At 55.6% G+C, this 18,980-nt stretch carries 14 protein-coding genes; 7 read left to right on the top strand and 7 right to left on the bottom strand.

Going from position 1 to position 18,980, the window contains the following annotated elements:
* Positions 1–50 precede the first annotated feature (50 nt).
* Complete coding sequence (locus tag AABB92_RS04590; protein ID WP_031374535.1) at positions 51–245, top strand: helix-turn-helix domain-containing protein; 195 nt, start codon at positions 51–53, stop codon at positions 243–245.
* Here the strand turns inward: AABB92_RS04590 and AABB92_RS04585 are convergent.
* The 4 genes from AABB92_RS04585 to AABB92_RS04570 form a co-directional block, all read right to left on the bottom strand.
* A complete protein-coding gene (locus tag AABB92_RS04585) occupies positions 228–1,469 on the bottom strand; it encodes a tyrosine-type recombinase/integrase (protein ID WP_031374536.1) in 1,242 nt (413 codons plus the stop codon). The two genes, AABB92_RS04590 and AABB92_RS04585, sit on opposite strands and share 18 nt — an antisense overlap.
* Positions 1,470–1,877: 408 nt before the next feature.
* Positions 1,878–2,606 (bottom strand): YoaK family protein, encoded by a 729-nt coding sequence (locus AABB92_RS04580; RefSeq protein WP_031374537.1) that lies wholly within the window; start codon positions 2,604–2,606, stop codon positions 1,878–1,880.
* A 231-nt stretch (positions 2,607–2,837) separates the two neighbouring features.
* Positions 2,838–4,382 (bottom strand): methyl-accepting chemotaxis protein, encoded by a 1,545-nt coding sequence (locus AABB92_RS04575; RefSeq protein ID WP_031374538.1) that lies wholly within the window; start codon positions 4,380–4,382, stop codon positions 2,838–2,840.
* A 176-nt stretch (positions 4,383–4,558) separates the two neighbouring features.
* Entirely contained in the window at positions 4,559–6,145 is a 1,587-nt protein-coding gene (locus AABB92_RS04570; RefSeq protein WP_046288290.1) for a PTS transporter subunit EIIC, read from the bottom strand.
* Between the two features lie 262 nt (positions 6,146–6,407).
* Between AABB92_RS04570 and AABB92_RS04565 the strand changes: the two genes are divergently transcribed.
* The 5 genes from AABB92_RS04565 to pdeR all read left to right on the top strand — a co-directional run bounded on the left by AABB92_RS04565 (position 6,408) and on the right by pdeR (position 15,444).
* On the top strand, positions 6,408–8,711 hold the full coding sequence (locus AABB92_RS04565; protein ID WP_046288289.1) for an FdhF/YdeP family oxidoreductase: 2,304 nt from the start codon (positions 6,408–6,410) through the stop codon (positions 8,709–8,711).
* 114 nt (positions 8,712–8,825) lie between these two features.
* Complete coding sequence (locus tag AABB92_RS04560; protein WP_031374539.1) at positions 8,826–10,760, top strand: exoribonuclease II; 1,935 nt, start codon at positions 8,826–8,828, stop codon at positions 10,758–10,760.
* 186 nt (positions 10,761–10,946) lie between these two features.
* The gene (locus AABB92_RS04555) at positions 10,947–13,016 is read left to right on the top strand and encodes a carbon starvation CstA family protein (protein ID WP_031374540.1); all 2,070 of its coding nucleotides are present in this window, start codon (positions 10,947–10,949) and stop codon (positions 13,014–13,016) included.
* The gene (locus AABB92_RS04550) at positions 13,009–13,299 is read left to right on the top strand and encodes a YbdD/YjiX family protein (RefSeq protein ID WP_031374541.1); all 291 of its coding nucleotides are present in this window, start codon (positions 13,009–13,011) and stop codon (positions 13,297–13,299) included. The genes AABB92_RS04555 and AABB92_RS04550 overlap by 8 nt, the downstream gene beginning before the upstream one ends.
* A 159-nt stretch (positions 13,300–13,458) precedes the next feature.
* Positions 13,459–15,444 carry a cyclic di-GMP phosphodiesterase gene (pdeR, locus tag AABB92_RS04545; protein WP_031374542.1) on the top strand — a complete coding sequence of 662 codons (1,986 nt, stop codon included), beginning with the start codon at positions 13,459–13,461 and terminating at the stop codon, positions 15,442–15,444.
* A gap of 12 nt (positions 15,445–15,456) precedes the next feature.
* Here pdeR and AABB92_RS04540 read toward each other — a convergent pair whose 3' ends face one another.
* The 3 genes from AABB92_RS04540 to araD all read right to left on the bottom strand — a co-directional run bounded on the left by AABB92_RS04540 (position 15,457) and on the right by araD (position 18,367).
* Positions 15,457–16,323: a crotonase/enoyl-CoA hydratase family protein gene (locus tag AABB92_RS04540; protein ID WP_031374543.1), complete on the bottom strand. Its 867-nt coding sequence runs from the start codon at positions 16,321–16,323 to the stop codon at positions 15,457–15,459.
* A gap of 144 nt (positions 16,324–16,467) precedes the next feature.
* A complete protein-coding gene (gene kdgT / locus AABB92_RS04535) occupies positions 16,468–17,451 on the bottom strand; it encodes a 2-keto-3-deoxygluconate transporter (protein WP_031374544.1) in 984 nt (327 codons plus the stop codon).
* Positions 17,452–17,668: 217 nt separating this feature from the next.
* Positions 17,669–18,367, bottom strand: a complete 699-nt coding sequence (gene araD / locus AABB92_RS04530; RefSeq protein ID WP_031374545.1) for an L-ribulose-5-phosphate 4-epimerase — start codon at positions 18,365–18,367, stop codon at positions 17,669–17,671.
* 349 nt (positions 18,368–18,716) lie between these two features.
* Between araD and osmB the strand changes: the two genes are divergently transcribed.
* Complete coding sequence (gene osmB / locus AABB92_RS04525; RefSeq protein WP_031374546.1) at positions 18,717–18,932, top strand: osmotically-inducible lipoprotein OsmB; 216 nt, start codon at positions 18,717–18,719, stop codon at positions 18,930–18,932.
* The last annotated feature ends 48 nt before the right edge of the window (positions 18,933–18,980 follow it).

Here is an 18,980-nt window from a genome sequence, read left to right as displayed (position 1 = left end):
CTTTTATTAATCATCGCATTTATTCGCGGTAAGCCGCCAAAGGAGTAGATATGGAATCGCCATACATGACATTTGAGGAAACGGCGGCCTTTTTTCGCCGTTCAGTGAAAACTATCCGTAACTGGAACAGCCGTGATCGGCGCACAGGTGAAAAGCGCATGTGCGGATTTCCCGACCCCGCACATCACGGGCTGTTCCTGAAAAGCGACATTGAGAAGTTTGGTAAGCTAGTTTGTCACGATTGAGCGAACTTTCGACTCACCATTCACTATCTTCATTACCAGCGCCCACCAGGCGGTATAGGCCTTTCTCTGCTCATCCAGATAATCGTTATGGTCGTATACCGCCCAGATGCCCGGTAATGCATGCCCCATCATCACTTCACAGATATGCGGTGGAGCAATGGAAGCCCACCGCGTCCTCGCCGTTCTCCTTAAGTCATGGATCGACCAGTGAGGCATCAGCTCTCCTCTGGTTCGAAGGTAATATGACATTACTGTTTTTGGCAGACCAAGCGCAGACGCACTGTTGAGCGCCCTTTCCCTGTCCTTTTTCAGTGCGCTCTGGAAAATAAATTCTTTATGGGTGCTCAGCCCCATGGCTTCCTCGATCATGGCCTTTGCTGCTGGTATTATAGGCCTTCTCAACGACTTACCGCTTTTCCCACCCTTATGATGCTCAGGAGGAACTGTCCATACACCCGACTCAAAATCAAAATGCTCTCTTTTACTCTGTATCATCTCGCCGGAACGACACCCGAAAAGTAAAATAAGCTGCATCAACAGTGCGTTTTTCCTGCGCATCCCGGTATTTTCAAATGTTTCATAGAGCACTCTGATTTCATCGTCGGACAGTACGCGCTTGGTCACGTTAATTTTCATGCCGAAGTCATGTGGCTTGATTCCTTCAACCGGTACCGTTTCAACCATCTTCCGACGCAATGCCCAGGAATGTGCCTGCTTTGCGCTTGTGAGCAATCTCCGGGCGATGCCGGGCTTTTTGTTTTGTACGCCCTCAATGATTTCTATCCAGGTGTGCGTGTTGACTGAATCATGCGGGAGGTGACCTATCCTGGGGAAGATGTGTAACTCAAACGACCGGATAATGTCGGCAGCATTCTTTATATTGCCGCTTGCGTAGACCCGTCCCCACTCCCTGATAACACTCTCGACGGTAATAGCACTCAGGTTCTTTTCATACCTTGAGGCAAGATAAAGCTGCGGGTCGATGCCCTCATCAAGCGAGCGGCGGATTTTAAGGATCTCATCACGCGCCTCTCTTAGCCCCAGCGAGGGGTAACTGCCAATGTCCACACGCCGCTGCTTGCCGGCGAACATGTAGCGCATCTGGAAAACCACCTTGCCCTTTTTTGACACCCGGACAGAAAGGCCATCCCTGTCCGCCTTCTCAAACACCTTTTCATGCTCCCGCCCAAGAACGGAACGAAGGTAGCTGTCAGTGAGCGCCATACAATCCTCATTAGTACATAAAAAAGAGAGGATCGCAGACTAACCGATTTTCTGTACTAACACATGTACATAAATCACAGGGTCGTTTCGGGATGTTTGGTGATTGCATGTGAGCATGCAGGACTTAGATTAGTTGTTTGGTATTGGTATGCGGGGAAATTATGGGATGGATTGGGATACGTCAGGATGGCAAGTTATCTAACCAATTATTCCACAGGTAAATTAATTGTTTGATGTCGATGTTAATGACCCGTCAGCAGGTTGAAGTTGAATCAACGATGTTTTTTATGATTGCGGGCTTAAGCCCGTTTATGACGGTTAATTTTAGCGCCATCCGGCGTTTTATTGTTAACCGCAATGTGCATTCAGCATGGCATTTCTCATCAGCACTGGCGAGGAATCCGCCGGTTACACCGCGCCTTTCCGGGCCGCTGCCGGCCTGAATATCGCCTTCAGCGCCAGAGCCATTAATCCGAACCCGACCGGCAGTAAGAAACCATAGCCCAGCCACTTATACAGCCATATGCCTGCCACGCCGCCCGCGAGGAATGAGAGCAGCGTCAGGCCATGCAGCCGCAGACGATCCAGATACAGCGGCGCCTCTTTCGGTGAGACTTTGCGCCGTAACACCTCATACAGCATCGCCAGTTCGATACCGATATCGGTCGCCGTTCCGGAAACGTGCGTGGTGCGCACCCGGGCATTTGAGATCCGCGTTACCACTGCATTTTGCAAACCCATCAAAAAACTCAGGCTCATGATCAGCACTACGCCCGGCGAGAGTGGCGTGAAAAAGCATTCGGCCACGCCGAGAAAAACCAGCGCTAAGCCTTCGGCCAGAATGACAAACGCGTAGATAGTGCGAATATTGCGGCGGCCGCCTGAATTAATTACCAGCGTTGAGACCAGCGAACCGGTAATAAACAGGCAAACGACCGACAGAAAAAACAGCCCCGCGCTGAGGTTGGCTTTTGCCAGATGATCGGACAGTGATGAGACGTTGCCGGTCATGTTGGCGGAGAAAAAGCCGACAATCTCAAACGCGGCGGTATTCAGCGCGCCTGCGGCCGCGGCCAGGGTGCAGGCCAGTCGGCTATCGGCGCTGTGGCTGCGTGCATCCTCGGTGGTAATCAGCATGGAACCTACAAATCCGGGTCAATATTGCGGTTATAATCCGCTGATTTTTCATCGCAAACAAGTTACCGATTCAGACAAAACAGATTTGCCCTGCGCCGCGTCAGCTAACCGCCAGAATCTGTCGTTCGCTTGCCGCCGTCCGATTACCGCCGCCATACAACCGCTGCTAAAGTACCACCGCGATAGTATCGCCGCGCCAGTGCCGTCCTGCATCCAGCACGGCTCTGCCGGTTAGCTGGCTGACAGACGGAAGGTGGAAACCGACTGTGTCAGATAGCGCACCTGCTCTTCAAGCGAAGCCGAGGCAGCGGCAGACTCCTGCACCAGCGCGGCGTTCTGCTGCGTCACGCTGTCCATCTCAGTCACCGCCTGTTCGATCTGTCCGATGCCGCGACTCTGTTCGTCTGATGCGGTGGAGATGTGCTCCATCAGCTGATTAACCCGGCTGACCGAGGAGATGATGGCGCTCATGGCATCACCGGTGCGGCTGACCTGATCGGAACCGGCATGAATAATCGCCACCGATTCAGCGATCAGCGTTTCTATTTCTTTCGCCGCCACGGCGCTGCGCTGGGCCAGATTACGCACCTCGCCGGCCACCACCGCAAAACCGCGCCCCTGTTCACCGGCTCTGGCCGCTTCAACCGCCGCATTCAGCGCCAGAATGTTGGTCTGGAAAGCGATGCTGTCGATCACGGTAGTGATCTCTTCAATCTTCTTCGAGCTGGCATTAATCAGCTCCATCGATACCACCACTTCCTGCGACACTTTCTCACCGCTTTCGGCATTTTTGACCGCTTCACTGGTCAGGCGGCAGGCTTCAAACACGTTTTCGGTGTTCTGTTTTACCGTGGCACCCAGCTGCTCCATGCTGGCGGCAGTCTCAGTCAGCGCCGCTGCCTGTTGTTCGGTGCGCGAGGCCAGATCGATATTACCGGCGGCGATCTCCTGTGACGCGCCAGAGACCGAGCGGGTAGAGTCACGGACCTGCAGGATAATCGCGGTCAGGGCGCTACGCATCTGCTCCAGTGAGGCCATCAGCTGCTGGATCTCGCTGCGGGAACCGGCTTTCACCGGCACCGTGCTATCAAGAACACCGGCCGCTATCAGCTTACAGTGCGCCTGCGCATCGTTGAGCGGCGACAGCACATAGCGCTTCATGAACAGATAAATCGCCATGATGATGGCAAAGAACAGGACGCCAAAAATCGCCAGCAGGGTGATCCCGGAGGTGAAATGGCTTTGCGCATCGGTATTGAGCTTCTTCGCATAGGCTTCGTGCTGGGCCAGTACCCGATCAAGGATGATTTCATACTGGCGGTCCAGCCGCACCACGTTGGCGATCTGGTTTTTAAACCGCAGCTGATCGTGCGCTTCGGCGGCGTCAATCAATGGCTGAAGTCCCTGCTGGCGGTAAGCCAGATACGCCTGGCGATAGGCATCGGCCTCTGCGTCTTCACCCGGCAGGCGCGGCGCATTCATGTAGGCTTCAAAGGCAGCATCGGCTTTGCCGGCAACGACCCGTACGCTCTCTAAGGTGGCCGGATTATTCGCCTCGCTGCCCTCAATCGCTTTCATGTATTCCATCAGACGCACGCGCAGCGTCCGGCTGTGGTTAATCGGATCGATGACCGACAGCACCACGCGGATCTCTTTATTGACCGCATTTAACGACTGATTGCTCTGAATCAGTAGCCAGGTACTGATGGCTACGCTGGTGAGAAACAGCGCCAGCAGAAAAGAAAAGATCAGCAGGGAGGATTTTTTGAGTGACATAGCAACTTCCGGATAATGAACGAATGAAGAGTTATATCGGCCAGAAATTGCCCCCCATTAGGGCGCGGCTTTTTTTAGTTACAATAAGCCAGACGGTAATCGGATAATTACAAACATAAACAGCGCGTTACAGCCCGATCAGATCGGGCTATAAGCGGTTGATCGGCGTGGGTTCGCTACGCCACGCCGAGCGCCATCTTCACCTGATTGGCGATTTTCTCCACCTGCGGGCCATAAATCACCTGCACGTCGTTGTCGCTGACGCGGTTTACGCCGTTGGCACCGGTGCTCATCAGGGTTTGATCGACCACCTCTTTCATATCTTTTACCCGCACCCGCAGCCGGGTAAAGCAGCAATCGACATCCTCGATATTGGCCTGTCCGCCCAGCCCGCTGATGATCACCTGGGTGCGTTCGTCACCCGACACCTGCTGCGGTTTCTCATCATCCGTTTCCCGTCCCGGCGTTTCAACGTTCATCCGGGTGATCACCAGGCGGAAGGCGTAATAGTAGACAGGCGCATAAATCACTCCCAGCGCCAGCGTCCACCACCAGTGGGTTTTCGCACCGCCCAGCACGCCGAATACCACCAGATCGATGATGCCGCCCTGCACGTTGCCGATCATCAGATGCAGCATCGACATCAGCATAAACGACAGCCCGGTAAGAAACGCGTGCAGCAGATAAAGCACCGGCGAAACGAAGATAAAACAGAACTCCAGCGGTTCGGTGATCCCGGTAGTAAACGAGGTTAACGCCCCGGCCAGCACCAGCGCCTTCACCCGCTGCTTATGCTCAGGCCGCGCAGTGTGATAGATCGCCAGCGCGGCCGCCGGCAGACCAAACATCATCACCGGAATTTTGCCCTGCGCCAGAAACTGGGTGGCGGTGCGCAGCGTATCGTCCGGGATCAGCCCCGGATGGGTCAGTGAACTGTTGAAGATATTCAGCGCGCCAACGATGGTCTGTCCGTCAACAATCGCCATACCGCCAATCGGCGTAAAGCGCACGGTTTCATTGAGGATATGGTGCAGGCCGGTGGGGATCAGGATGCGTTCAAACGCCCCGAGCAGAAAAGCGCCGTACTGGCCGCTTTTGCCGATCATCTGGCCAATCCACGCAATGCCGTTGCCGATGGTCGGCCAGATCATTGCCAGCAGCACTCCAATCAGCGGCAGACAGACCACGGTGACGATTGGCACAAAGCGTCGCCCGCCGAAGAAACTGATCGCGGTCGGCAGCTGCTGGGTATAGAAGCGATTATGCAGCGCTACCGTCGCCAGCCCGGCAATCACCCCGCCCAGCACGCTCATGTTGTAGGTGAAGACGCCCAGCATCTCGATATATTCCGCTGAGGTCATCATGGCAGTGGTCTGGTCCAGGCCGGCCTGCTGTAACGCCTGCGGCGTGGTGGTGGCCGCCGTGATGCCTTTGGCCGCCAGCGTGGCGTTAATGCCGACGTTCATGGCGATATAGCCGATAACGGCGGCAAAGGCGGCGGTCGGCTTTTCCGCTTTAGCCAGTCCGATGGCGCTGGCAACCGCAAAGAACACCGGCAGGTTCGCGAACAACGCCCCCGCCACCTTACGAATAAAGCCGATAATTAACTGTGGCACCTGCATCTGTGCAAAGGCATCGCCGGTGACTGCCGGGTTTTGCATTGCTGCCGCCAGCCCGAGAAAGATCCCCGCCGCGGCGATCACCGAGATTGGCATCATTAACGCTTTGCCGAACGCATGAATCTGGCTGGTCAGCTGTTTCATCGAGTCGCGCCCTCTTCTGTTATGAACAGCAAGTATTAGCGCGTTGTGATAAGAACTCCCGTTATCGGCAGGTTACAAGCGGGTAAAATTTGACCAGCATCACAATTCTGGCCGATGCATGATAAACAGCAGCTATCGCACCATTAAGTCAATCAATTAGACAAGGTTTGATGATAATTGCACACTCCCCTTCACCATCAGGCCATAACCTGATAACAAACTATCTACAATACTTCCTACTATAAAAAAGCCTGCACTCAATATGAAATTTAAACGCCAAATCAAACCCTATCGCGCGGCTGCGGGCGGCTGGGGTTCACTGGAAGCCACCACGCGTTTCGTTCTTGACAGCAAAGCGGCCCTGAAAAATATGCGCAACCTGATGCGCATGAATAAAGCTCGCGGTTTTGACTGTCCGGGCTGCGCCTGGGGTGATGACAATAAAAGCACCTTCAGCTTCTGCGAAAACGGCGCCAAAGCGGTGACCTGGGAAGCGACCCGCCGGGTGGTCGACAGTGAATTCTTTGCCCGTCACAGCGTCACCGCGCTCTATACCCAGAGCGACTATTTTCTTGAATATCAGGGTCGTCTGACCCATCCGCTGCGCTACAACGCCGAAACCGACCACTATGAGCCGATTAGCTGGGATGATGCGTTTGCGCTGATCGCCCGTCACATTAAGGCGATGGACAACCCGGACCAGATGGAGCTCTACACTTCCGGTCGCGCCAGTAATGAAGCGTCGTGGCTCTATCAGCTGTTTGGCCGCCTGATGGGCACCAACAACTTCCCTGACTGCTCTAATATGTGCCATGAAGCGAGCGGGACCGGCCTGAAGCGCAGTATCGGCGTAGGCAAAGGCACCATTCGTCTGGATGATTTTGACCATGCGGATGCCATTTTCGTCTTCGGTCAGAACCCCGGCACTAACCATCCGCGCATGCTGCACAGCCTGCGTCATGCCGCCGATCACGGCGCGAAAATTGTCACCTTTAATACCCTGCGTGAGCGCGGTCTGGAACGTTTTGCCGACCCGCAAAAACCGCTGGAAGTGGTGACCTCAATGGCAGGTACCATCAGCTCCTCTTACTACCAGCCTAACCTCGGTGGCGATATGGCCGCGGTGCGCGGCATGGTGAAATGCCTGCTGGAGACCCATCGCGCCCGGCTGGCCGCCGGTGAAAGCGGCCTGTTCGATCAGACCTTTATCAATGCCAAAACCAACGGCATCGAAGCCTATATTGAGGCGGTTGATAACACCGACTGGATGCAGATTGTGGCGCAGTCGGGGCTGACCCAGGCACAAATCCGCGAAGCGGCGGCGATTTATCAGAGTGCCGACCGGGTGATTTGCACCTGGGCGATGGGCATTACCCAGCATAAGCATTCGGTTGATACGGTGCGTGAAATCACTAACCTGCAGCTGCTGTTCGGCCAGCTGGGCAAAAAAGGCGCAGGCCTGTGTCCGGTTCGTGGTCACAGTAACGTGCAGGGCAACCGCACCATGGGGATTGATGAGAAGCCGTCTCAGGCGTTTCTTGATGCGCTGGGTAACCACTTCAACTTTGAACCGCCACGCGCGCACGGCCACAACACCGTTGAAGCGCTGAATGCGATGCTGCGTGATGAAGTAAAAGTGCTGATCGCGCTGGGAGGCAACCTGGCCGCCGCTGCGCCGGACTCGCCGCGTACTGAAGAAGCGCTGTCACGCTGTGGACTGACGGTTCACATCAGCACCAAACTGAACCGCAGCCATCTGGTGCCGGGTCACGAAGGGCTGATCCTGCCGACGCTGGGCCGTACCGAGCGCGACCGTCAGGCCACCGGCAACCAGTTCATCACGGTGGAAGATTCATTCAGTATGGTGCACGCCTCTGAAGGGATTGGTATTCCGCTGGCAGAGACTCAGCGTTCTGAAACTGCGATTGTGGCCGGTATCGCCCATGCGGTGCTGGGTGATGAGAAAGTGAAATGGCTGGAGCTGGCAGGCGATTACAACCTGATCCGCGAACACATCGCGGCCACCATTCCAGGCTTTGCTGACTTTAACGCTAAATGCGATATCCCGGGCGGCTTCTACCTCGGTAATGCGGCAGCGGAACTGCGTTTCAATACCGCCAGTGGTAAAGCCGAGTTCAGCGCCGCGGCTCTGCCGGCCTCGCTGTTCCCGAATCTGGATCAGGAAGTGCCATTCACCCTGCAGACCCTGCGTTCACACGATCAGTACAACACCACCATTTACGGCCTTGATGACCGTTATCGTGGCGTGTTTGGTCAGCGTGAAGTGGTGTTTATCAACCCGGACGACATGGCGGATTTAGGCTTCACGGAAGGCCAGAATGTCGATATTGAAACCCTGTGGAATGATGGCATCACCCGCCGCGTCAGCGGATTCAAACTGGTGCCGTACAATATTCCGCGCGGTAATCTGGCGGCTTACTATCCGGAAACTAACCCGCTGGTGCCGCTGAACAGCTTTGGCGATGACAGCGGTACGCCGACCTCGAAATCGGTGCCGGTTAAACTTGAACTGTCGTCGGCGCTGGCCGACCAACGCATCGCCTGATCGCGGTCAGGTCTCCACCCCTAAAAAGCCGGCCTGTCCGGCTTTTTGCCTTGCCGCGCGGCGTCGATTCGCGTAAAACTGTCAGCCGCAATCAGGCCACGAAACGTAAAAATTATGTTCCAGGATAACCCGCTGCTCGCGCAGCTGAAAGAGAAGCTCCACTCGCAAACGCCTCGCGCTGAAGGCGTTGTTAAAGGCACCGAAAAAGGCTTCGGCTTCCTGGAAGTCGATGCACAAAAAAGCTACTTCATCCCGCCGCCGCAGATGAAAAAAGTGATGCACGGTGACCGTATCGTCGCCGTGATCAACAGCGATAAAGATCGTGAAAGCGCTGAGCCAGAAACGCTGGTTGAGCCGTTCCTGAGCCGCTTTGTTGGCCGGGTACAGAAAAAAGACGATCGCCTCTCCATCGTGCCGGATCATCCACTGCTGAAGGACGCCATTCAGTGCCGTCCGGTGCGTGGACTGACGCATGAGTTTGAAAATGGCGACTGGGCAGTGGCGGAGATGCGCCGCCACCCGCTGAAAGGCGATCGCGGTTTTTATGCCGAACTGACCGATTTCATTGTCAAAGCTGACGATCACCTCGCGCCATGGTGGGTGACGCTGTCGCGTCATAACCTTGAGCGTGAAGCGCCTGATGTCAGCTTTGGCGAAATGCTGGATGAAAACCTGACGCGTGAAGATCTGACCGCGCTGGATTTCGTCACCATCGACAGCGCCAGCACCGAAGATATGGATGATGCGCTCTACGTTGAAGCGCTGGAAGATGGCGCGCTGCGCCTGACCGTGGCTATCGCCGATCCCACCGCCTACGTGGCGGAAGGCAGCCAGCTGGATAAACTGGCGGCGCAGCGTGCCTTCACCAACTATCTGCCGGGCTTTAATATTCCGATGCTGCCGCGTCAGCTTTCTGATGACGTCTGCTCGCTGCGTCCGCATGCGCGCCGTCCGGCGCTGGCCTGCCGCGTCACTGTCGCTGCGGATGGCAGCCTGACTGATGATCCGCAGTTCTTTGCTGCCTGGATCGAGTCCAAAGCTAAACTGGCCTACGACGACGTTTCTGACTGGCTGGAAAACAGCGGTGAATGGCAGCCGGAAAGCGAGGCGATTGCTGAGCAAATCCGCCTGCTGCACCGTTTCTGTCTGGCACGCAGTGAATGGCGTCAGACCCATGCACTGGTGTTCAAAGATCGTCCTGACTACCGCTTCCTGCTGGGTGAGAAAGGCGAAGTGCTGGAGATCGTGGCTGAACCTCGCCGTATCGCCAACCGTATCGTTGAAGAGTCGATGATTCTGGCTAACGTCTGCGCGGCTAAAGTGCTGCGTGACACGCTCGGGTTTGGTATCTATAACGTTCATGCCGGTTTCGATAGCACTAACGCCGAACAGGCAGCCGCCGTGCTGGCGAACCACGGTATCAGCGTGGATGCGCAGGCGATTACCACGCTGGAAGGTTTCCGCGTGCTGCGCCGCGAGCTGGATGCCCAGCCGACGCAGTTCCTCGACAGCCGCATCCGTCGCTTCCAGACCTTTGCTGAGATCAGCACCGAACCGGGCCCGCATTTTGGTCTCGGCCTTGAAGCCTACGCCACCTGGACCTCACCGATCCGTAAGTTTGGCGATATGATCAACCATCGTCTGCTGAAGGCGATCATTCGCGGCGAGCAGATCGCCCGTCCGGATGAGGCGCTGACCGTCACCATGAGTGAACGTCGTCGCCTTAACCGCATGGCCGAGCGCGATGTTGGTGACTGGCTCTATGCCCGCTATCTGGCACCGTTCGCGGCTACCGACCGTCGTTTCAGCGCCGAGATCATCGACGTGTCGCGCGGCGGCATGCGGGTACGCCTGCTGGAGTTCGGTGCGGTCGCGTTTATCCCGGCCCCGTTCATCCACGCGGTACGTGATGAACTGGTCTGCAGCCAGGAAAATGGCACCGTGCAGATCAAAGGCGAAGTGGTTTACCGCGTCACTGACGTTATCGACGTGACCATCGCGGAAGTCCGGATGGAAACTCGTAGCGTAGTAGCTCGCCCCGCCGTTTAAGTCTGAAATCTGACGGGATAACGCTGGTTATCCCGTCACTTCCCACCGCCTCTGCTTTGCAAAAATGTTAAATTTGTACCCCGCTTCACACTTCTTCCTCGATTAACTTTCACTTACATTCCATTACATTAAGTTTGACTCGTTGTTTTCGATCGCATCTCTCTCGATCCTCACAAGGAGTTAGTCATGAAAAACGTCAAAACCGGCGCGATCTGGTTAGTGGTGGCGTTAATCGGCGCGGGCGCTTTCGCTATGCTGGCACTCAGCCGCGGCGAACACGTCAACGCAGTCTGGCTGGTGATTGCGGCGGTTGCCTGCTACAGCATCGCCTATCGCTTTTACAGCCTGTTTATTGCCCGCAATATTTTTGAACTGGATGACCGCCGTCTGACGCCCGCCGAGCGGCTGAATGACGGTCTCGATTATGTGCCAACCAACAAGTGGGTGCTGTTTGGTCACCACTTCGCGGCCATTGCCGGTGCCGGTCCGCTGGTCGGGCCGATCCTGGCGGCACAAATGGGGTTCCTGCCCGGCACCATCTGGATTCTGGTCGGGGTGATGCTGGCGGGTGCGGTACAGGACTTCCTGATCCTGTTTATTTCTACCCGCCGCGATGGCCGCTCGCTGGGTGAAATGGCCCGTCAGGAACTGGGTGCCTTTGCCGGTGTGGTCACCATGCTTGGCGCGCTCGGCGTGATGATCATCATTCTTTCGGCGCTGGCGCTGGTGGTGGTCAAGGCGTTAGCCAACAGCCCCTGGGGCCTGTTTACCATCGCCGCCACCATTCCTATCGCGCTGTTTATGGGCGTTTATATGCGCTTTATCCGCCCCGGAAAAATCGCTGAAGTGTCGCTGATCGGTTTTGTGCTGATGATGGCGGCGATCATCTATGGCGGTGACGTGGCGCAGCATCCTTACTGGGGACCGTTTTTCACCCTGAAAGGCACTTCGCTCACCTGGGTACTGGTGATTTACGGCTTCATTGCCTCGGTCCTGCCGGTCTGGCTGCTGCTGGCCCCGCGTGATTACCTGTCTACCTTCCTTAAAATTGGCGTCATTGTCGGACTGGCGATTGGCATCGTGTTTGCCATGCCAGAGATGAAAATGCCGGCGGTGACCAAATTTATCGACGGCAGCGGCCCGGTCTTCTCCGGCGCAATGTTCCCGTTCCTGTTTATCACGATTGCCTGTGGTGCCATCTCCGGCTTTCATGCGCTGGTGTCGAGCGGCACCACGCCGAAACTGGTGGAGCGTGAAAGCCATATCCGCTTCATTGGTTACGGAGCGATGCTGATGGAGTCATTCGTGGCGATCATGGCGCTGATTTGCGCCTCGGTGCTGGACCCCGGCGTCTATTTCGCCATGAACTCACCGGCTGCGCTGATTGGCACCACCGTTGAGAGCGCCTCGCAGGTGATCAACGGCTGGGGCTTTGTGGTGACGCCAGAGATGCTGAGCGGCATTGCCCGCGACGTGGGGGAAGGCTCTATCCTCTCACGTGCCGGTGGTGCACCAACCTTTGCCGTCGGGATGGCACACATCATTACCGACATTTTCAACAGCCGGGCGATGATGGCGTTCTGGTACCACTTCGCCATCCTGTTTGAAGCGCTGTTTATCCTGACTGCCGTCGATGCCGGTACCCGCGCCTGCCGTTTTATGGTGCAGGATCTGGTCGGCACCGTGGTGCCTTCACTGGCGAATAACCGCTCCTGGCTCGGTAACATGGCCGGTACCACGGTCGCGGTGGCGGGCTGGGGCTTCTTTGTCTATCAGGGCGTGGTCGATCCGCTGGGCGGCATTAACACCCTGTGGCCGCTGTTTGGTATCGGAAACCAGATGCTGGCCTCAATGGCGCTGATCCTCGGTACCGTGGTGTTGTTCAAAATGAAAAAACAACGCTACGCCTGGGTCACCATCCTGCCAACCCTCTGGCTGTTCATTACCTCAATGACCGCCGGCTGGCAGAAAATCTTCCATGAAAAACCGTCAATCGGCTTTCTGGCGCAGGCCAGTAAGTTCCGAAAAGGGCTGGATGAAGGCGTATTGATTGCCCCGGCGAAAACCGTGGCCGATATGCAGACCATCGTCTTCAGCAATCAGATCAATGCGGCGCTGTGCGGCTTCTTTATGCTGGTGGCGGTGACGATGCTGATTGCCGCCTTCTTTGTTATCCGCAAGGCATTGCGCAGTAACCTGCCGACCACGCATGAATCGACGGTTGCGCTGCGTAATAAGGAGGTGCGTCATGTCTGATGCGATTCATCCGGTGCGTCGTCCGCAGGGCGAGTGGCAGATCCATCGCTGCCAGTTTGTTACGGCCCGCGAGGCGGTGCCCTTTCGCTGGCGGAGCCTGTGGCGAGGGCTGCAACAGTGCTTTCGCTTAATGGTCGGGGTGCAGGATTATCAAACATACCTGCAGCATATGCGACTGCATCACCCTGAACAGACGCCGATGAATGAGCGTGATTTCCACCGCTACTGTCTGGATGCCCGCTTCCCCAGCCAGGCCGGTAAGCTCGGAAAATGTCCCTGCTGATGAACGTAATAAGCCCCACGGAAGTGGGGCTTTTTTGTGCCATTCATATCTTGATAGCAAAATATATTTGGTTTGTACCTTGTGCTAACGTCGGATGATGAATACTGTTGCTAAAATAATGAGATAACGCCTGCAGAGCACTCCCCGGAGGAAGTTTCCATGACCGATGAACAAGGGCAAACGTTGTTGTACACCTTGTTTGGTACAACCAGCCCTCATTGGCGTCTGACCGCGGACAGCGATGCGCTGAATTTTGCCGAAGATGAGTCGTCACTAACCAATATAGCCCTGCCGCTAACCCCCGGCCAGGCTGCGATGATACGGGCCATGCCGGTCATCACCTCAAGTATTAATCTGACGCTGCCGTTGCAGGGTGTTGCGGTACCGTTGCATCTGGTCGGCCGCAAAGTTAACCAATCTTCGTGGGCCGGAACCGCCTCTGCCTGGGGCGATACCGCCGCGGTTGCCCGTGATTTGACATTAGGGCTTTCATTCGCCGAACAGGTGGTTTCGGAAGCCAATTCGGTGATCGTCATTCTCGACCAGCGTGGCAACATCCAGCGTTTTAACCGCCTGAGTGAAGAATATACCGGTCTGAACGAACATGAGGTGATTGGCCAGAATGTCTTTCAGCTGTTTATGACCAAACAGGAAGCTGCGGCCTCGCGACGTAACATTGCCGGCTTCTTCCGGGATGGTAACTCCTATGAGGTCGAGCGCTGGGTGAAAACCAGAAAAGGCCAGCGACTGTTCTTGTTTCGTAATAAGTTCGTTCACAGCGGCAGTGGCAAAAATGAAATTTTCCTCATCTGTTCAGGCACGGACATAACCGAGGAGCGTCGCGCCCAGGAACGCCTGCGGGTGCTGGCCAACACCGATACGGTGACCGGATTACCCAATCGTAACGCGATTCATCAGCAAATGAGTCAGGCGCTGGAGCAAGCTGGCGGCGATGAGACCGGCGTGGTCTATCTCGATCTCGATAATTTCAAGAAAGTGAATGACGCCTACGGTCATATGTTTGGCGATCAGCTGTTGCAGGCTGTGTCGCTGGCGATCCTGAGCTGCCTCGGCAAAGATCAGACGCTGGGTCGCCTGGGCGGTGATGAATTTGTGGTGCTGGCAGAACACACCAGCCAGGCGGCGCTGGAGGCGATGTCTTCCCGCATCCTCGAGCGTCTGCGTCAGCCGTTCCGCATTGGGCTGATTGAAGTCTACAGCGGCTGCTCGATCGGTATCGCCCTCGCCCCGATGCATGGCGAGGATCGCGAGAGCCTGATCCGCAACGCCGACACCGCGATGTACCATGCTAAAGAGAACGGCCGCGGCAAATTTTGTGTGTTTGCGGCTGAGATGAATCAGCGGGTGTTTGAGTATCTGTGGCTCGACACTAACCTGCGTAAAGCGCTGGAGCTGGATCACCTCATTGTCCACTACCAGCCGAAAATCGACAGTGACGGCAACGTGCGCAGCGCCGAAGCGCTGGTGCGCTGGATTTCACCGGAGCGCGGGATGGTCTCGCCGGGCGATTTTATTCCCTACGCCGAAGAGTCTGGGCTGATTGTGCCGCTGGGTCGCTGGGTGATGCTTAACGTGCTGAAGCAGATTATCGCCTGGCGTCAGGACGGCGTGTATCTGCGGGTGGCAGTCAACGTCTCTGCCCGCCAGCTGATCGATCAAAGTATCTACAGCGATTTGAAACAGGCGCTGACCGAGGCCGGTCTGACCGATTGCCCGATCGATATTGAACTGACCGAAAGTTGCCTGATCGAAAATGAGACCGAAGCGCTGAAGCTGATGAAGCAGTTTCAGGATTTGGGGGCTCAGGTGCATCTCGATGACTTTGGTACCGGCTACTCTTCGCTGTCACAACTGGCGCGTGTGCCGATTAACGCCATTAAGCTCGATCAAAGTTTTATCCGTAATATCAATAAGCAGCCGGTTTCACAATCGCTGGTGCGTGCCATCGTCGCCGTCGCCAAGGCGCTTGACCTGCAGGTGATTGCCGAGGGTATTGAAACCCAGGATGAAGAGAAATTTATCCTTAAAAGTGGTGTTGACGGGCGTCAGGGCTATCTCTACGCAAAACCAATGCCCGCGGAGCAATTTGGGCATTGGCTGGCTAAGCATCCTGCCCGCGTTTAACGCTGTTAATTACTAGCCCGCTTTACGCAGTGATGCGCTGTGGCGGTTTTGTAACTGTACCAGACGTTCCATATAAGCAATGTCTTTGGGTTCAATAGTAAAGGCGTAATCAACCCAATCTTCGGTAATGTCCATCAGCTCAGCGCGTGACAATTGCAGCACGCGCTGACGTGCTTTCAGCATTGCCCGCACGCCGTTGAGTTTCGGACGTAAGGTATCGATAAAGGTTCGGGTGGCGCGATAGCTGTCACCAGGCTGAAATACTTTATCCACCAGACCGCGTGTTTCGTACCATTCCGCGCTGTGCGACTCCCCTTCACAGATCAGCTCTTCGGCCAGCTTCATGCCGGCACGACGTGCCACCAGCGAATAACCGCCCATTCCCGGGAACAGGTTAAAGGCAATTTCCGGGAAGCCCATCCGCGCGTTGTTCTGCGCCAGAATAAAGTGGTGCGCCAGCGCAGCTTCAAAGCCACCGCCCAGCGCACTGCCCTCAATCATCGCCAGCGTGACCGCGCCGGTGTCAAAGCCGCGTGCTGCTGAATGGATACAGTCAACACAGGCCCGGGCATAAGCCCGCAGTGCTTCGCGCCGGTTATTACGGATGCACTCAACAAAGAAGCGCAGATCGCCTCCGGCGTTAAACATCTGTGGAACCAGCGAGCCCGTCACCCAGAAATCGATTGGCAGGCCGGAACGCTGCGCGGCATAGCTCAGGTTCATGATCTCCTCAATCAGTTCGTGGTTGAAGCTGGGACGCGGCTGAGCGCGCAGCATCATCCACATGGTGCGTCGTCCTTCCTCGTAATAGGCGACTAACTGGGTGGTGTTACCGACTTCGGTAAATAATCTGCACGTTGCTTGGTTAATAACTGTCATTGTCTCATCCTCTGTTTATATTTGATGCGCTTAATACGCCACATCAGCGTAATGCAGAGTGAGTCCAGACCAAATGAGAGATTGATTTACAACACAAAATCCAGAGTGATCCCCGACAGAGCTGTCGGGGATTGATTAGGCGGGTTACTTAATGGCAGCGCGTTGATCGATGGCGACATGCATACGCTTAACGCGTTTTGAATAGAGTGCGGTAATGATTGGCACCAGTACCGAAGTGACGATCACCGAGGTCGCCACCAGTGCCGTTGCCGCCGGCGCAACCGCTTTAAACTGCGGCAGCATTTCCGCAATCAGCACCGGTGTCGCTACTGCTGCCCCGGCGGTACTGGACGCGGCCACGCCCGCCGTGCCGTCACCGCCGCCGATCAGTCGATCGGCGAGAATCAGCGGGATGCCGGTAATGATGATCACCGCCACGCCCAGCATAATGCCCAGCAGGCCGGTTTCGGCGATCACCGCCAGATTGATGGTATTACCCAGCGCAAACGCGAAGAACGGGATCAGGGTATGCACCGCTTTACCGAAGAATTCACGCAGTTCAGGATCAAGGTTCCCTAATGCAAATCCCACCACAAACGGCAGCACTGCTCCGACAAACACATGCGGCTCGAATGAAGCAATTCCTGCCGTCCCGAGAATCACCATGGTCATCAGCGGACCGGATTCAAGCGACATCAGCACAAAGGCGCCTGATTCCTCTTTCGAACCGTATTGCTGCATGATCGACGCGTAAAGTCCGCCGTTGGTCATATCCATCGCCGCCACCAGCGCCAGGGTGGATAAACCGGCAAACATACCGACTTCAACCCCGTTTTCCGGCATTACCCGTGACGCAATGGCCGCGACTACCCACGCCACAGCAATTTTGGTCAGCACCAGCGTGCCGGACTTGCGTAACACCGTGCCGGTGGCGCTCAGCTTGATCGACGCCCCCATACAGAAAAACCACACCGCCAGAATCGGTACGGTACCGGTCATTAAGCCGTTGGTGAAAGAGCCAAAGTATTTCCCGGCACCGGGAGAGAAGGTATGACAGAGCGCGCCGATAAACAGCGGAATTAACATCATGCCGCCAGGGATTTTGTCTATTGCACGTTTGATATGCATATTAATGTCACCTTTGCTATGCCAGTGGGAGCTGCGAAAAGTGCCCGAAGGCGATGCAAGCAAAATAGTGACTGGGCGTAACGAAAACAGTGATCGCCACGATAAAATGAAACAGCGTTTTATTTTTATTGATCGATTGTTTTGATAAGTATGATCACGATCGCCATACCAGTTGTGGCGGGAACAAAAAAACGGGACGCTGCTGGCGTCCCGACGATTATTTCTGACCGTACCAGGCGTTGTCGCCATGCTTACGTAAGTAGTGCAGGTCCAGCAGGGTTTGCTGGATCGGTGGCAGATTTGCCGTCAGCTGCTGGCTGAACAGCCCCATGTAGGCCACCTCTTCCAGCACCACCGCACTGTGTACCGCCGCATGTGCATCTTTACCCCAGGCAAAGGGACCGTGCGAATTGACCAGCACCGCCGGTATCGCTGAAGGTGACAGGCCCCGCTGGGCGAAGGTTTCAATAATCACTTCACCGGTATTCCACTCATACTGCTGCTGGATCTCTTCATCGCGCATCGCGCGGGTACAGGGGATCTCGCCGTAGAAGTCATCGGCATGGGTGGTACCCCAGGCGGGAATCGCTCGACCTGCCTGCGCCCAGATGGTCGCATGCCGCGAATGGGTATGGACAATACCGCCGACCTCCGGCCACGCCAGATAGAGTGCACGGTGAGTGGCGGTATCAGATGAGGGACGTTTATCGCCTTCCACCACCTTGCCGCTGGCCAGTTCAACCACCACCATATCGTCGCGTGTCATCTCTTCATAACGCACGCCGGACGGTTTGATCACCAGTAAGCCCTGTTCGCGGTCTACCGCGCTGACATTTCCCCAGGTGAAGGTCACCAGGTTGTATTTAGGTAGATCCAGATTCGCGTCCAGAACCTGTTGTTTTAGCTGTTCCAGCATGCCTTTTCTCCTGCGGACAATTGTCCTTAAATTCTGCGGATTACGGCGCGAAAAGGTTATGGAGCAAATGGCTATAAACGCAGAGGGAAATGGCTGTGAATGCAAAAATGTGTCGTGATTTCAGAATTGTCTATCTTCGTAATTGGCGCAGAATGCATAGAATTCTCTCAGGCAACGCGTGGTCCTGATGGGCTGGCGTTGTCACTCACCCGCTACAGACAGTGTGTCGATGGTGAAGCCTGTTTCGATGCCGACAGGGAAGCGGCAATAATGGGCGCACAAGCGGGTTGAGGAAATATCGGAGCTATACTTAAGGTGTTGCCTCTGTGAGCACATTAAAGGAGAAGTTATGACAATTACAATGAAACGAATCACCGCTGCTGTACTGGCTACCACATTAGTTGTCGCGTTAAGCGGCTGTTCTAACTGGTCTAAACGTGACCGTAACACCGCGATTGGCGCGGGTGCGGGTGCGATTGGTGGTTCAGTACTGACCAACGGAAGCGCGCTCGGCACGGTCGGCGGCGCTGCTGTAGGTGGTATTATCGGTCATCAGGTCCATTAATGACCGTATTAAAATAATAATCGGCTACGCTAAGCATCTACCTGTCAA

This window comes from Pantoea brenneri, from assembly GCF_038594305.1.
Lineage (GTDB): Bacteria > Pseudomonadota > Gammaproteobacteria > Enterobacterales > Enterobacteriaceae > Pantoea > Pantoea brenneri.
Note: the sequence above shows the minus strand (reverse complement) of the source record. Positions and strands in the feature narration are given on the sequence as shown.